Origin of the sequence: Komagataeibacter europaeus LMG 18890 (genome assembly GCF_000285295.1) — a bacterium.
Taxonomy (GTDB): Bacteria; Pseudomonadota; Alphaproteobacteria; order Acetobacterales; family Acetobacteraceae; genus Komagataeibacter; species Komagataeibacter europaeus.
In genome coordinates this window covers 55271-67341 of sequence record NZ_CADP01000005.1, presented here as the reverse complement: position 1 = coordinate 67341, position 12071 = coordinate 55271, and the positions used below count along the sequence as shown (strand labels likewise).

Genomic DNA, 12071 nt, shown 5'->3' with positions numbered 1-12071 from the left:
GCCGACCTGCGGGCAATGGCCACAGGATAGTCCCATGACCTTACCCGTTTTTGATCTTTGTCTGAAAAATGGCAGCGTTGTCCTGCCAGATGCCACCGTCGTGACCGATGTGTACGTGCGTGACGGGCGGATTGCCCGCATCGGGGGACAGGGGGATGCCGGTCGCGTCATTGACTGTACCGGCCTGACGATCCTGCCCGGCGTGATCGACACGCAGGTCCATTTCCGTGAACCGGGCCTGACCGGGGCGGAGGACTTGGCGACCGGCAGCATGGCTGCCGTAATGGGTGGCGTGACCGCCGTGTTCGAAATGCCCAATACCAAGCCCGCCACCGACCGGCCCGAAGCCGTTCTGGACAAGCTGGAACGCGCGCGCGGGCGCATGTGGTGCGACCATGCCTTCTATGTGGGCGCCACCACGGACAATGCCGACCGGTGCGGTGAACTGGAAATGCTGCCTGGCACGGCGGGGATCAAGATTTTCATGGGGTCTTCCACAGGCAGCCTGCTGGTGTCCGATGACGCGGTGCTGGAACGGGTGTTGCGTTCGGGCCGCCGCCGTGTCGCCATCCATGCCGAAGACGAGGCGCGCCTGCATGAACGCCTGTCCGAACGCAAGGCCGGTGATCCGTCCAGTCACCCTGTCTGGCGTGATGAGGAAACGGCCCTGCGCGCGACACGGCGCATCGTGCGCCTGGCGCGGAGTACGGGGCGTCGCATCCATGTGCTGCACATCACGACGCCCGCGGAACTGGAATTCCTGTCCGGTCACAAGGATATCGCCAGTTGCGAGGTCACGCCCCAGCACCTGACGCTGGCGGGTGAGGAAGCCTATGCCGAACTGGGAACGCTGGCGCAGATGAACCCGCCCATCCGTGGCCGCAAATGGCGTGATGGCCTGTGGTACTGGATGGGGCAGGGCGTGCCCGACATCATTGGTTCCGACCACGCCCCCCATACGCTGGAAGCCAAGCAGCGCAGCTATCCGGAAACCCCTTCTGGCATGCCCGGCGTGCAGACGCTGCTGCCGCTCATGCTGGACCATGTGGCGCATGGCCGCCTGTCGCTGCGCCGGGTGGTGGATATGACATCGGCCGGGCCGCAGCGCCTGTTCGGGCTGGTGCGCAAGGGGCGCATTGCCGTGGGGTATGATGCCGACTTCTCGGTGGTTGACCTGGCCGCGCGCTGGACGGTGCAGCAGGAATGGCTGGCCTCCAAATGTGGTTGGTCGCCGTTTGTCGGTCGCGAACTGACGGGGCGTCCTGTCGGTACGATCATTCGTGGTAATGTCGCCATGTGGGAAGGCCAGCTTGCCCCCACGGCCCAGGGCGCGCCGCTGCTGTTCGAGGCCACGGACCGCCCGCAATCCGCCTGAAAGAGGCTACAGACAGAAAAACAGTAAAAGTTTCTGGATGCCGCCTTTTTTCAGAAAAGGCGGCATTCTTCTGAAACTTTTTGAAAAAAGCTTCATCAAGAACGTCTTCATGATCCGTGGGATTTGACCGGTCGGACTTCTTGAAGTGCGCTTTGAGCGGAAACATGCCCTGCCTGCAGGGCTGATGACACGCCAAATCAGCCAAACCCGATGGCTTGAATTACATGACTGACTGTTTTTTCAGGAAATCAAATGGTGCCCAAGGGCGGGATCGAACCACCGACACTGCGATTTTCAGTCGCATGCTCTACCAACTGAGCTACTTGGGCACCGGGCCGTCTGTCCGGCTATGTCAGGCAGTCAGGACCGCCGTGACGTTGGACAAGCGTTTAACCTACCTCATCATCGGGATCAACCCGTCTTGTGTATTTTTCATCCTCTGCAGATGGAATCTCTGCCGACGGCACGCGGTACTGGCCGGAAAACCAGCGGCCCAGGTCAACATCCGCGCAGCGGCGTGAACAGAATGGCCGGTATTGCGGCTGTGCCGGCTGGCCGCAGATGGGGCAGGGGGGAAGGGTGGATGGTTCAGCCATGATCGAATCTCCAGCCATTGGCAGGCAGGCCCTGATCCATGACAGGCTGAAGCACGCGGCCCGTCAGGCGCATGAAATCCTCCATCCAGCCCGGATGGTCCTGCAACAGCGCCATGATGCCATAACCGCACCCCAGCATGACAGGCCGACCATCAGGCGGCATGCCACGATAGGCCTGCATCTGCCCGCGCAGCGCACGCAGCAGACGGCCTTCGCGCGACTGGAACAGTTCATGCAGCGGTGGATGCACACGCGGACGGACAATTTCCGCCAGCCCCAGCGCTGTAAAGCCCAGGAAGCGTGGACGCAGCGGGTCGTTCTTCAGTAACGCCTCGACCGTTTCCGACAGGGCACGACGCTTGCGTATGGCAAGTCCGGCAACATCAACAATGATCGCCCCGGACAGGTTGCGCAGCCGTAACTGGCGCAACAGGTCAGGCAGGGCATCGCGGTTGGCGGCAAACTGCGCCGTCTGCTTGGGGCGGCGATCCATGCTGGTGGCCCCGCCATCCATGTCGATCGCCACCAGCGCGGGCGTGGGCGTGATGCTGGCTGACATGCCGCCGGGCAGGGACACGACGGGATCTTCCAGCGCATCGGCCTGTGCACGCAGGTCGCTGTCGAACGCACAGTTGACGCGTGTCAGGCGTGAATGGAAGGTAGCGGGCAGCAGTACTGCAATGGCGGCGTCATCAATAACAATGGGCGCCAGCGGATAATACCGCGCCAGCCGTTCCAGCGGCGTAGGGCCACGGCGCAGCAGACTGGGGTCCGACCCGCCGGGCAGGTCGGATGGCAGGTTGCGCGCGCCCAGCCGCACGCCCTTGCCCCCCTGCGCGCTGCGGGTGACGGTCACAAGGACGGTCTGTCCCTGTGTCAGCGGACCCAGTCCTTCCGAATCCGGCAGGAAACCAGCCTGTTCGAGTCCCGGCAGGGTAATGAACGTGCCGCCGAGTGCCGGGACATGGGCACTGACGCGCGCGCGATAGATATCGCCCACGCCATCCGCCATGTCAGGCCGCCACACGGCGAAATCCTGCATGACGCCATTGTCCATTACGGCGATGCGGACCTCTCCGGGGCTGCTGCTGGCGCAGATGCGCATGCTCACCGGAGCCAGCATCCCTTCTGCCCGCGCAGCATCTGCGCGGTTTCAAACAGTGGCAGGCCGACAATGCCGGTGTAACTGCCCGACATGAAGCGGACGAATGCCGCCGCATGGCCCTGTATGGCATACCCCCCGGCCTTGCCATTCCAGTCGCCTGCGTCAATCAGCGCATCAATCTGTGCCGCTGTCAGGCGGGAAAACGTGACCGTGCTGGCAACCAGCCTGTTGCACGCACGCCCACCGGACCATGTGGAGGTAGGCCGGATGGCAACGGCGGTAAACACGGTATGACGCCGTCCCGACAGCAGGTTCAGGCAGGCGCGCGCGGTATCCGCATCTTCCGCCTTGGGCAGGATACGCCGGCCAAGGGCCACGACCGTATCGGCCGCGATGATCAGTGCCGGAATGTCCAGCGCGTCCGCTACGTGTTCGGCCTTTTCCGTCGCCAGACGCTGGGCATGGGGGCGCGGCAGTTCGTCACGCCGGGGCGTTTCATCAATATCGGCTGGATGCACCTGATCGGGAACCAGCCCGATCTGGCGCAGGAGCGCAAGCCTGCGGGGAGAAGCCGAGGCAAGGACAAGCTGCACCCCCTTATCCGCCCCGGATGGAGCGGCGTCTGCGGTCATGACCGACAAGGGCGGCTTACTTGAAGCGGAACGTGATGCGACCTTTTGTCAGGTCATAAGGCGTCATTTCCACATTCACGCGGTCACCCGCCAGCACGCGGATACGGTTCTTGCGCATCTTGCCGCTGGTATGGGCCAGGATGGTATGCTCATTGTCCAGTGTCACGCGGAACATGGCATTGGGCAGCAGTTCGGTTACTGTGCCACTGAATTCGATCATGTCTTCTTTAGACATCGTGTCCTTCAATCATCAAAATTGCCGTCATGCTGCGGGCCCGCAGCGCAATACGGTTGGTTTATGTGGGGATACTCACCGCCGGGGTCAAGTTTCCTTATGCGCGGCGATCAAGATCGGCCAGCCGGACCGACACGCTCAGCGCATGTGCGTCAAGGCCTTCGGCCTGTGCCAGGCTGACGGCGGCGGGGCCGATCTTGCGCAGCGACTCGGGCTGGGCCTCGATGAACGTGGTGCGCTTGATAAAGTCGAACACCGACAGCCCGGATGAAAAACGCGCCGTGCGGCTGGTGGGCAGCACGTGGTTGGGACCACCGACATAATCGCCAATGGCCTCGGGGCAGTACCGACCGACAAAGATGGCGCCAGCATGCCGCACGCGGCGGAATGTGGGCGCCGGATCATCGATCATGAGTTCCAGATGTTCAGGCGCGATGGTGTTTACAAGGTCGGCGGCCTCATTCAGGTCACGCACCGTGATGATTGCGCCATGGGCATCCCAGCTGGTGCGGGCGATTTCGGCGCGGGGCAGGGTTTCCAGTTCGGTTGCGACCGCCCGTTCCACCTTTGCCGCCATGTCCGTATCCGGCGTGATCAGGATGGACTGGGCCATGGGGTCATGTTCCGCCTGCGCCAGCAGGTCGAGTGCGATGGCGCGGGGGTCATTGTTGCCATCGGCGATCACCACCACTTCGGACGGACCGGCGATGCTGTCGATTCCCACCGTGCCGAAGACCTGCCGCTTCGCTTCGGCCACATAGGCGTTGCCCGGTCCCACCACACGGTCCACCGGCGCGATGGTGGCCGTGCCATAGGCCATGGCGCCCACCGCCTGCGCCCCGCCCACGCGATAGATCTCGGTAACCCCCGCGCGTCGCGCCGCCACCAGCACCAGCGGGTTGAGCACCCCATCGGGCGTGGGCACGCACATGGCGATGCGCCCCACCCCCGCCACATGGGCGGGAATGGCGTTCATCAGCACGGAGGACGGATACGCCGCCTTGCCACCCGGCACGTACAGCCCCACCGAATCCAGCGCCGTCCAGCGCATGCCCAGCGTTACCCCGGCGTCATCCACGTAACGCATGTCGGATGGCATCTGCGCCCTGTGGAACGACTCGATCCGCGTGGCGGCGGTTTCCAGCGCGTCCAGCAGTGCGGCCGGAACCTGCGTGCAGGCGGTCTCGACTTCCTGTGGCGTGATCCGCAGGGTTGCGGGGGTGACATCGGCCCGGTCGAAGCGGTTGGTGAATTCGCACAATGCGTCATCGCCGCGCGCGCGCACGGCAGCCAGGATTTCGGTTACAGGGCCGTCCACGCGGGCGGTGTCACTGTCACGGTCAGCCAGCAGGCTGGCGAATCCGGCCCTGAAATCGGGCTGGGCAGTATCAAGGCGCTTCATGCCTGCTGGTCCTTGGCTTGTGCGGCGCTGGAGGCCAGCGCCGTGCGGAAACGGTTGATGATGGCGCCTATGCGCTCGGGCTGGGTTTTCAGCGCCGTGCGGTTCACGATCAGGCGGCTGGTGACATGGGCGATGGTGTGGGTTTCCTCCAGCCCGTTGGCGCGCAGGGTGGACCCCGTATCCACCAGATCCACGATCAGGTGCGACAGGTCCAGAACCGGGGCCAGTTCCATCGCGCCATGCAGATGGACGATGCTGGCGTTGATGCCGCGCGCGGCGAAATGGCGGCGCGTGATGGACGGATACTTGGTCGCCACCCGCACCTGTGACAGGCGGTTGGGATTGTCTTCCAGCCCGCTGCGGTCCCTGGGCTGGGCAATGGAAATGCGGCAGCCCCCGATCCCCAGGTCAAGCGGGGCATAGATTTCGGGGTAGTCGAATTCCATCAGCACATCAGCGCCGCATATGCCGATCTGCGCGCCGCCAAAGGCGACGAAGGTCGCGACATCGAACGAGCGCACGCGCACCACGTCAATGTTCGGATCATTGGTTTCAAAGCGGAGCAGACGGCTTTTTTCGTCATTGAAATCCGGGCCGGGCACAATGCCCGCCATATGCAGAAGCGGCGCCGCGGCTTTGAGGATACGGCCCTTGGGCAGGGCGAGTATCAGCGGGCTATCCGTTTCCGGAATGGCGGTCTGGGCCGGTGACAGGACGGTCAATGCATTCTCCGACATTGAAGGCTGGGGTTGCGCCGCATGGTGCGGGGCGCCCTTGGCGACATGCGCGCATACCACATTCAGCCATCATGCAGGAAGGGCGCTTTTCTGGCGGCAGCTAGTCGGAAACGCGTTCGATATGCGCGCCGCACTGCGCCAGCTTGCGCTCCACCGCCTCATATCCACGGTCAAGGTGATAGACGCGGCTCAGGATCGTCTCCCCATGCGCCGCAAGCCCCGCGATGATAAGCGAGAACGACGCCCGCAGGTCGGTCGCCATGACCGGCGCGCCGGACAGCGAATGCACACCCCGGATAATGGCGGAAGACCCGTGCACGTTGATGCGCGCGCCCATGCGGTTGAGTTCGGGGACATGCATGAAGCGGTTTTCGAAAATGGTCTCGGTAACCATCGATGCCCCTTCGGCCACCGACAGCAGCGCCATGAACTGGGCCTGCATGTCGGTGGGAAAGCCGGGGTAGGGTTCGGTCATGATATCAACCCCGCGCAGCGCGCCCGTGCGCTGCACGCGTACGGCCCCTTCTTCCTGCACCATTTCCACGCCCGCTTCCTCCAGCGCGCGCACCACGGCGCCAAGGTGTTCGACCTGACCATCCACCAGCCGCAGTTCGCCGCCGGTAATGGCGGCAGCACAGGCATAGGTGCCGCATTCGATCCGGTCGGGCATGACGCGGTAACGCGCGCCATGCAGTCCTTCCACGCCGTCAATCACCAGCTTGCCCGTGCCAATGCCGGTAATGCGCGCGCCCATGGCGTTGAGGCAGCCGACCAGATCCCCGATCTCGGGCTCACGCGCAGCATTGACGATCTCGGTGCGCCCCCTGGCCAATGTGGCGGCCATCAGCAGGTTTTCCGTGGCCCCGACGGATGCGAACGGCAGGATCACCCGTTCCCCCTTCAGGCCATTGGGGGCTTCGGCATGGATGTAGCCGTTTTCCAGCGTGATCTTCGCCCCCAGCGTTTCCAGCGCCTTGAGGTGCAGGTCAACCGGGCGCGTGCCGATGGCGCAGCCGCCGGGCAGTGAGACGCGGGCTTCGCCGCAACGTGCCAGGAGCGGGCCGAGCACAAGGATCGAGGCCCGCATCTTGGAGACGATGTTGTAGGGGGCTTCGGTATTAGTGATCTCGCCGCCAATCGACAGCGTGTCGCCGTCACCGCTGATGTCCTCGACCGTCAGGCCGTGCTGTTCAAGCAGCCTGCGCATGGTGCGGATGTCGGCAATGCGCGGGACATTGTCCAGCACCAGCTTTTCGGGGGTCAGCAACCCCGCCACCAGCAGCTTGAGGGCGGAATTCTTGGCCCCGCCAATGACGATGTCCCCACGCAGCGGGTGGCCGCCGTGAATGATGAAACGGTCCATGATGTGCGGTTCCTGCCCTTACATGCGCGGCGGGGCGACGCCGACCTGCCCCATGTATTTGCCCTTGCGGTCGGCGTAGCTGACTTCGCAGGGCGATGCCCCCTGGAAGAACAGGAACTGGCAGATCCCCTCATTCGCGTAAATGCGCGCGGGCAGGGGGGTGGTGTTGCTGATCTCGATCGTGACCTGCCCTTCCCATTCCGGCTCCAGCGGGGTCACGTTCACGATGATGCCGCAGCGCGCATAGGTGGACTTGCCCAGGCAGACCACCAGCGTATCGCGCGGTATGCGGAAATATTCGACCGTGTGCGCCAGCACGAAGCTGTGGGGCGGAATGGTGCAGCAGTCGCCCCGGCGGGTGACGAAGCTGTTTTCGGCAAAGTTCTTGGGATCGACCACCGCGTTGTCCACGTCGGTGAAAATCTTGAATTCATTGGCGACGCGCGCATCGTACCCGTACGACGACAGCCCGAAGGAGATCACGCCCTCGCGGCTCTGTTTTTCCACGAAGGGTTCGATCATGCCGTGGTCCGTGGCCATGCGGCGAATCCACGTATCGGGCATTATTGGCATGCTGTCCCTTCCTTCGGCATCAGTGGCGCGGCACGCGGGCAACCCGTCGGCCGTGCGCGACCACTAACGAAGTGACCGTCAGACCGCAACTGCAATCACGCTTCGTTGCGGGACGTGTCGCTGCTGCCGGGGGTGGGCGCATCGGGTGCGGGGGCCGTGCGGGCACGGCTCTGCTGCTTGCGCCGGCGCAGGTTGGCGCGCAGGGCCTCGGTCTCGCGCGCAAGGCGTTCCTGGCGCGCGGCCTCGGCCCGGTCGGTCAGGCGGGGGGTGTCAGGCCGTTCGGTCATGGGGGCGTTTTCGCTAGGTGGGACAAGGAATGCCCGCCACCCGTGCGGATGGCGGGCGGGACGGTCAGGCCGACGTGGCGGGTTCGGCCGGGGTGGGGGGGGCTGGCTGCTTTTCGGCGGTGGCGGGCGGCATGTCCTGCGGAATGCCACAGCGGATCAGCAGTTCGCGCAGCGCCTTGACCACGGGGAAGATTTCCACGTTGCGATCATAGCCAGCTTCGTTCCATGCCGCCTGTTCCAGTTCCACGATTTCCTTGTCCTCAAGGAAGATGCGGTTGGTGAACCAGCCCAGCGCGGGCCAGATCACGTCGATCAGGAACGGGGTCTGCGGGCGCAGGATGGACAGCAGGCCAAAGGACTGGGTGACGCGTTCGTCCTTGTCCAGCGGCACGTAGGCGGCCCACAGGTCCATGATCAGGTCACCGTCCTTGTCGGTGATGCGCAGGGTCTGGTACGGATATTCCGTACGGATCGTTACAACTTCCTCAACGGGCTGTTCCTTGCCCTGCAGGTCCTTGTGCTTGCCAAAGATCAGGCGTTCGGCCAACGGCTGCTGCCCCGCGCAGCGCATGAAGCTGTAGCGCGCCTCGATGAAGTCCTCGCCCTTGTCCTGCCCCAGGAAGCGGGCCTTGATCTGGCCCATCTGGCGGCGGTGCAGGAACTGATGGTTCATGTCTATCAGGTTTTCATGCATGAAGGTGTAGTGGCAGTTCACCCGCGGGCTGAAATGCTTGGTCTTGTATTTGGGGTTGTCCGTCTGGGCCAGCTTGGGGAACGGCGTGCTGTCGGCCTTTTCCGGGTCGCCGGGAAAGACGAAGATCAGCCCGCCGGCCTCCCGCACGGGGAAGGTACGCACGCCGTTGGGCAGCTTGCCCTTGCCAAGGTAGGGCACGTCGATGCAGCGGCCCGAACGGCCAAAGGCCCAGCCATGATAGCAGCAGCGCACGGTCTGGCCGTTCACGGTGCCCTTGCTCAGCGGGACCTGCCGGTGGGGGCAGCGGTCATACAGCGCGAAGACGCTGCCTTCATCGGGACGGACCAGCACGATGGGGGTGCCGGCGTAACTGACCGCCAGCGTCTTGTCGCGCTTCAGGTCGGCCGACCATGCCACCGGGTACCAGAAGTCCGGGTTGGCGTTCACCAGGCGCAGGTCGGGATGGTGGGGGCCGGGTTCGGGCGTGATGTCTGTCTGGGCGGGGGAAATCTGGTTCATGTGGTGCAGTCCCGAAGTGTTCGCGTTGAAACGGCGGGCCACGGGTCATCCCCGTCCGCCAGAAGGAAGAATGCGCAATGGGTGAAGAATTTCAGTCGCCTTGTCGACTGTAAAACCACCCGTTGCATAAGGCCCATGCTGAATGCTGGACGCTCACCCCGCCTTTTTGGGGCGCCATGAGGCAGATCAAGGCAATCCTGCATCCGATATGGGACAATTGCCGCGTCCGCGCCGCTAGCCCGCCTGTGGCAGGACTTCATCACCCCAGCCCATGTCCGCCATGGCGGCATGGTAGAAGGTATTCGCCAGCTGCGTGTGCAGCAGTTCATCATATACGGACAGGGTCGCGTACTGCATCGCCTGTGTTGAATAATGCGCGCACACATTCTCGCGCGCGTGCCAGGCCAGGCGGGTGCGTTCCTCGGGTGTCATGGTGGCGACCTGGCGCATGCATGCCGCCAGCGCCTGCGCGTCATCGGGCGGGAACACGAAGCCCGTCACGCCGTCGTCCACCGTTTCCAGTGCGGCGCCGTGGCCCGCCACGATAACGGGGCGGCCCATTGCCTGTGCCTCCACCACCACGCGGCCAAAGGGTTCGGGCCGCAGCGAGGGAACAACCACCATGTCCGCCAGCATCAGGGCGGCCGGCATGTCCGCGCAGTGGCCGGCAAAACGCAGGTGTGTCGCGATTCCCCTGCGCCGGGCAAGGGTGACGAGTTCGCGGCCCAGCTTCTCGTTCGCCTCACCCACGAAAATGCACACCCAGTCCCCGTTGAAGCCCGCGGTTTCATTCACCCGCGCCAGGGCCTCGATCAGCAGCGCATGCCCCTTCCACGGGGTGACGCGCGCGGGCAGCATGATGACGGTGGCGCCGTCGGGTATGTCCCACAGGTTGATCAGGTTCTGCACCCGGTTGCCGCGCACGCCCTGCGGGTCAAAACGTATCATGTCCGCCCCGCGCGGGATCAGGCGCAGGCGGTCGTCCCCCACCTTGTATTCCTCACGCAGGCGGTTTTCGATGTAGCGGCTTATGGCAATGACCCGCGTGCCGGAGGCCAGAACGCTGTTGTACCACCGTTTCCCCGGCATGTTTGCGGCATGCACGCCATGCCATGTCGTGACCAGCGGTATCCTGAGCCGCCTGCATGCAAGGGACGCCGCCCATGCCGGCGCCCGTGAACGTGCATGCACCAGGTTGACGCCGAATTCCTCAATGACATGGCGCAGGCGGCTCGCGTTGCGCATGATGGAAAGGGGGTTCTTGGCCTTCAGGTCCATCTCGACCGGAATGGCCCCGATGTATTTCAGGCGCGGGACCAGGCGCCCGCCCGCACTGGCCACGATGGCCGTGCCGCCAGCCTGGACGATGGCACGCGCCATTTCCAGCGTGCCATGTTCGATCCCACCGGATTCGAGGGCTGGCAGGGCCTGCAGGATGACAGGTCGGTCGGTAACGGTTTGCATCACCCTTCCCCATATCATGATCGTATCGGGACTGCACGGGTCGGCGGCGAATGGGGGGCTGGCCCTTGACCTTCTTGGCGGGCGGGCCGACGAATGCGGTAATGAGAGTCTTTACGTGCCTGTCCGTCTCCCCCCTTTTTCCGTCTGGTGGATATTCCGTACGTCCCGCCGGTGCGCCGTTTCGGGCCGCCCGTTGGGTGCGGGTGGGGCGCCGGGGCGTCATGGCCGCTGGTATCGTGGTGGTGGTCAATATGGCCGGGAATGGCTGCGTCCGGGCGGCGGATGCGCCAGGGGGCGCCCCGTTACCTGCGGTTTCCGCCGTGCCGGAGCATGACGGGCCCGGGCATGATGAGGCATGGAGTTTCGCCCACTGCACCGCCACCGTGTCCGATGATCCCGACGGCGCGCGTGATTATGCCGAGGACTGGCTGGGCCATGGTGGCGGGCTGGAGGCCGAGCAGTGCGAAGCCCTGGCACGCATCGAACTGGGGGACGTGGCGACGGCGGCGGCATCGCTGGACCGTCTGGCGCATGTGCCCGGCTGGCCCGTGGGGGACCCGGCCCCTGCCCATGCGGGCACGCAGCCCGATACCCCGCAGTCGCTGCGTCGCCGCGCGGCCGTGGCCGAGCAGGCGGCGCGGGCATGGCAGGCGGATGACAGCCCGAAACAGGCATTCGACAGCGCGGCCTATGGCCTGACGCTGGAACCGGGCGATGTGCCGCTGCGCCTGGTCTATGCGCGGGTCGCGGTGGAACTGGACCAGCCGCAGCGCGCGATCGACACCCTTACCCCCCTGCCATCCGTCCCGGCGGAACGGGATGAGGCGCTGGTCGCGCGCGCGGCCGCATGGCGGCGGATGGGACGGATCGGGCAGGCCATGACCGACATCAACGCGGCCCTGAAGGACATGCCCCGCAATGGGGCGGCGCTGCTGGAACGCGGTATCCTGTACCAGCGTGAAGGGCAGATGGCGCAGGCGCGCGCCGACTGGCAGGACGTCGTGACCCTGGCCCCGGATTCGGATGAGGCCGATCTGGCGCGGCAGGACCTGTCGCTGCTTGAAACCGACCCCGAGGCACCCTGACCCC

13 protein-coding genes and 1 tRNA gene are annotated in these 12071 nt (G+C 64.7%); 2 read left to right on the top strand and 12 right to left on the bottom strand.

Going from position 1 to position 12071, the window contains the following annotated elements; genetic code table 11:
- Positions 1-34: 34 nt before the first annotated feature.
- On the top strand, positions 35-1375 hold the full coding sequence (locus GEU01_RS03880; RefSeq protein ID WP_019085018.1) for a dihydroorotase: 1341 nt from the start codon (positions 35-37) through the stop codon (positions 1373-1375).
- A 253-nt stretch (positions 1376-1628) separates the two neighbouring features.
- Here the strand turns inward: GEU01_RS03880 and GEU01_RS03870 are convergent.
- From GEU01_RS03870 to GEU01_RS03820, 12 genes are all read right to left on the bottom strand, one after another.
- Positions 1629-1704: transfer RNA gene (locus tag GEU01_RS03870), tRNA-Phe, on the bottom strand.
- A 60-nt stretch (positions 1705-1764) separates the two neighbouring features.
- Positions 1765-1971, bottom strand: a complete 207-nt coding sequence (locus GEU01_RS24135; RefSeq protein WP_010508109.1) for a DNA gyrase inhibitor YacG — start codon at positions 1969-1971, stop codon at positions 1765-1767.
- Positions 1964-3094, bottom strand: coding sequence for a ribonuclease E/G (locus GEU01_RS03865; RefSeq protein ID WP_019085016.1), 1131 nt, complete (start codon positions 3092-3094; stop codon positions 1964-1966). Before GEU01_RS03865 ends, GEU01_RS24135 begins: the two co-directional genes overlap by 8 nt.
- Positions 3079-3708, bottom strand: coding sequence for a Maf family protein (locus GEU01_RS03860; protein ID WP_026018479.1), 630 nt, complete (start codon positions 3706-3708; stop codon positions 3079-3081). The genes GEU01_RS03865 and GEU01_RS03860 overlap by 16 nt, the downstream gene beginning before the upstream one ends.
- 16 nt (positions 3709-3724) lie before the next feature.
- The gene (gene infA / locus GEU01_RS03855) at positions 3725-3943 is read right to left on the bottom strand and encodes a translation initiation factor IF-1 (RefSeq protein ID WP_010508114.1); all 219 of its coding nucleotides are present in this window, start codon (positions 3941-3943) and stop codon (positions 3725-3727) included.
- A gap of 97 nt (positions 3944-4040) precedes the next feature.
- Entirely contained in the window at positions 4041-5345 is a 1305-nt protein-coding gene (gene hisD / locus GEU01_RS03850; RefSeq protein ID WP_019085013.1) for a histidinol dehydrogenase, read from the bottom strand.
- Positions 5342-6142, bottom strand: coding sequence for an ATP phosphoribosyltransferase (hisG, locus tag GEU01_RS03845; RefSeq protein ID WP_019085012.1), 801 nt, complete (start codon positions 6140-6142; stop codon positions 5342-5344). Before hisG ends, hisD begins: the two co-directional genes overlap by 4 nt.
- A gap of 40 nt (positions 6143-6182) precedes the next feature.
- Positions 6183-7445, bottom strand: coding sequence for a UDP-N-acetylglucosamine 1-carboxyvinyltransferase (murA, locus tag GEU01_RS03840; RefSeq protein WP_019085011.1), 1263 nt, complete (start codon positions 7443-7445; stop codon positions 6183-6185).
- A gap of 18 nt (positions 7446-7463) precedes the next feature.
- Positions 7464-8018 (bottom strand): dCTP deaminase, encoded by a 555-nt coding sequence (dcd, locus tag GEU01_RS03835; RefSeq protein ID WP_010508118.1) that lies wholly within the window; start codon positions 8016-8018, stop codon positions 7464-7466.
- A 95-nt stretch (positions 8019-8113) separates the two neighbouring features.
- Positions 8114-8305, bottom strand: coding sequence for a hypothetical protein (locus GEU01_RS03830; protein WP_019085009.1), 192 nt, complete (start codon positions 8303-8305; stop codon positions 8114-8116).
- A gap of 64 nt (positions 8306-8369) precedes the next feature.
- Positions 8370-9518, bottom strand: coding sequence for an aromatic ring-hydroxylating oxygenase subunit alpha (locus tag GEU01_RS03825; RefSeq protein WP_026018478.1), 1149 nt, complete (start codon positions 9516-9518; stop codon positions 8370-8372).
- A 234-nt stretch (positions 9519-9752) separates the two neighbouring features.
- Positions 9753-10982 (bottom strand): glycosyltransferase family 4 protein, encoded by a 1230-nt coding sequence (locus tag GEU01_RS03820; RefSeq protein WP_019085007.1) that lies wholly within the window; start codon positions 10980-10982, stop codon positions 9753-9755.
- Positions 10983-11083: 101 nt separating this feature from the next.
- Between GEU01_RS03820 and GEU01_RS03815 the strand changes: the two genes are divergently transcribed.
- A complete protein-coding gene (locus tag GEU01_RS03815; RefSeq protein ID WP_232272394.1) occupies positions 11084-12067 on the top strand; it encodes a tetratricopeptide repeat protein in 984 nt (327 codons plus the stop codon).
- Positions 12068-12071: the final 4 nt, after the last annotated feature.